Annotated in this window: 4 protein-coding genes; all 4 read right to left on the bottom strand. The window is 73.5% G+C overall.

Features of this window, described 5'->3' with window-relative positions; translation table 11 throughout:
* Positions 1–1,117 (bottom strand): MFS transporter (locus QZ483_RS13390; protein ID WP_297084849.1); only part of this gene is annotated, 1,117 nt, incomplete at its 3' end.
* A 35-nt stretch (positions 1,118–1,152) separates the two neighbouring features.
* On the bottom strand, positions 1,153–2,289 hold the full coding sequence (locus tag QZ483_RS13385) for a DUF3027 domain-containing protein (RefSeq protein ID WP_297084848.1): 1,137 nt from the start codon (positions 2,287–2,289) through the stop codon (positions 1,153–1,155).
* 3 nt (positions 2,290–2,292) lie between these two features.
* A complete protein-coding gene (locus tag QZ483_RS13380) occupies positions 2,293–2,676 on the bottom strand; it encodes a cold-shock protein (RefSeq protein WP_297084846.1) in 384 nt (127 codons plus the stop codon).
* Between the two features lie 49 nt (positions 2,677–2,725).
* On the bottom strand, positions 2,726–2,933 hold a 208-nt coding region (locus QZ483_RS13375; protein WP_297084844.1), incomplete at its 5' end, for a hypothetical protein.

Below are 2,933 nucleotides of genomic sequence, written 5' to 3'. Positions count from 1 at the left end.
GCGCACCCGCCGTCACGATCCCCAGACCGCCCACCACGAAGAAGCCGGTGGACAGCGTCATGGCCGCAAGCCCGGAGATGAGCGCCGGGCCGGCAAGTCCCCCGGCGTCCTGCAGGATCATCCACGTGCCGATGAACACGTCCCGGCCGTGAACCGGCGCCACGTCAGCGCCCAGCGTCATCAGCACCCCTGATCCCCAGCCGTTGCCCACGCCCAGCAGCACGGCGGCGATCGCGACGCCGGTGGGCCCACTGGTGAAGGGCAGGAGCAGCGTCCCCGCCGCGATCAGCAGCGTCGACGGCACCGCGGTCCATGCGCGGCCCCATCGGTCCATCACCGCGCCCGCCGGGTAGAACAGCAGCATGTCGACCCCGGCGGACACCGCGAAGATCAGCGAGACCGCGGAGTCGCTCATGCCGATCGACTCCGCCCACAGCGGGATCACCACGATCCTCGCCGCCCGCACCGCTCCGGTGAGCAGCACCGCGAGCCCCAGCGTGCGCAGGATGGGCCACGAGCTGCGGATCACGTCGAGATGTCTCAGCTCGGACCGCGCCGGACGGGGCGGGCGGCGGCGCCACGAACTGCTCGCGCGCAGGGCGACGATAGCGGCCACGACAGTGAGCGCCGCGAAAGCGTAGGCCGCGCGCAGTCCCCACGCCGCGATCACCGCCGCTCCCAGCAGCGGCCCGATGAAGTTGGCGATGCGCCAGGTCCCGGCGAGCGTGGTGAGGGCGCGGGCGCGGAACACGGCCAGCACCAGCGACTCCACCTGCCCCTGGCGCGCCACGTGATAGCCCGCGTGGCCGAAGCCGATGAGCGCCACCCCCGCGAGGAACGGCACCAGCACCGGCGAGACCGCGCACACGACAGCTCCTCCGGCGAGCGCGGCGAGTCCCACCAGCGCCGCCCGCACGGGCCCCAGCCGCGCCGAGAGGCTCCCTCCCCACGCCGAGCCACCCATGCGCCCGCCCGCGTAGATGACCGCGGACGCGGCCGCGACCGCCGCGGAGTGGTCCATGCGGAGCACCGACAGCGCGAATAGCGGCAGCATGGCACCCAGGCCGAGCTCCGCCAGGAACGTCGGGACGTAGGTGCTCGTCGCGAGGGCGCGCACGGCGGCGCGCCGGGGGGCTGGTGCGGAACCGCCCGTCAGCGGTCGCCCTCGGCGTCGCCAGGCACGTCGCCGGGCTCCGGGGCCGATGCGGTGGCCGGCTCGGTCTCGGCGGTCGCGTCGGGAGTGGGCTCGGCGTCGGGCTCGGCCCGCTCGCGCTCCTCCTGTGCCGGCAGCTCCGGTTCGGCCGATGCGGTCGCGGGCTCGGGGTCAGCGGTCGCCTCGGGCTCGGATTCGGCCGATGCGGTGGCCGACTCGGGAGCCTCGGGAGCCTCGGGCACATCGGGCGCCTCGGCCGGTGCGGCCGCATCGGGCTCCGCCGCGGCTTCAGGCGTCGCCTCCGCTTCGGGCGTCACCTCCGGCGCCTCCGCGGCCGCTGAAGCCGCCGTGGCCGTCTCAGCCGTCGCATCGGCCGTCGTGGACTCAGCCGGCTCGGGAGTGCTGAGGTCCAGCGCGACCGAGGCGTCGGTGTCGAAGACCGGGTTGTTGGCGGGCCACAGCGCCGCGGACCGCTCCGGGGCGGACTGGGGCTGCCCATGGCACTCGTGATCGACGGGGACGACGGTGCCGTCGAACGGGCACCACTTGTTGGCGCACACGCCGAAGTGCAGGCGCATCGATCCCGCCAAGGGAATCACGAACTCGCCCACGGCGCCCGTCGTGCTCGAGCCGTCCGCAGACGTCGAGCCGATCTCCTGCGCGCGGGCGGTCCAACGCTCGGCGGCCTCGTCTCGGCCGAGCGGACCCAGGACCCGCTCGCGCCCGAGTCCCAGCTCCCAGATGGCCACCGCCTCCTCGTCCTCGGCATCGGTGACGGTGTACCCGGGCTCCAGGCGCGGGTCCGGGTCGAAACGCGGCACGGCCATCCCCGGCTTGATGTCGCCGGGCTGGACCCGCTCCGCCCACGGAACCCAGGGCGGGGACAGCAGGGCGTCGTCCGCGGCGACGAGGTGCGCCTCGCAGATCGCTGCCTCCTTGCCGCGCGGGGCGCGCGACAGCGTCACCGACCACACCCAGCCGCGATAGCCGGGCAGGGTGCACGCGAACAGATGGGTGACGAGCCGATCGCTGACGGACGTGGCGCTCAGGTGGTCGCCCACGAGGTCCGCGCCGTCCGCTGCCTCGACCGCCGCGTCGCGCGCGAGATCGACCGCGCCCTCGAGCACAGCGTCCATGGGTCAGGCCTCCAGCTGGTCCGCGACGGCGCGCAGCACGGCGGCGACCTTCTGGCCACGGGCCGGCTCGGGGTAGCGCCCCTTGCGCAGCGACGTCGAGACGCCATCGAGCATCTTGATGAGGTCCTCGACGATGACCGTCATCTCCTCGGGCTTCTTGCGCAGGCCCTGAGAGACGGTGGTCACCGGGTCGAGGAGGGCGACGCCCATGGCGGACGGGCCACGGCGGCCATCCGCGATCGAGAACTCCACGCGCGATCCCGGCTTGGGCGACGTGACGCCGGCGGGCAGGGAGGACGCGTGCAGGAACACCTCATCGCCTTCGTCGCTCGCGATGAAGCCGAACCCCTTGTCGGAGTCGAACCACTTCACTTTGCCGGTGGGCACATCAACCTCGCGTGAGTCTTGGGCACCGCGGATTCGGTGCCGCACCAGTCTATCGGTGATCGTGCGCCCGGCTCACGGGCGTCGGATTCCTCACGCACCTCGCCGCGGGCTTGGCGAAGTGGCGCGACGGGAGCAGACTGGAGACGATCGCCGTCCCCGAACCGTCCAGCGAGGTCTCCATGCCAGTGTCGACCGTGCCTGCGTGGCTCGTCCCCGCTTTCACGCGTGCCGCCACCGCGGCGGGGGCCACCGCGCCC

The organism is uncultured Demequina sp., assembly GCF_913055775.1.
Taxonomy (GTDB): Bacteria; Actinomycetota; Actinomycetes; order Actinomycetales; family Demequinaceae; genus Demequina.
The sequence above is the reverse complement of the archived record's forward strand: the minus strand, read 5'-3'. Positions and strand labels throughout refer to the sequence as shown.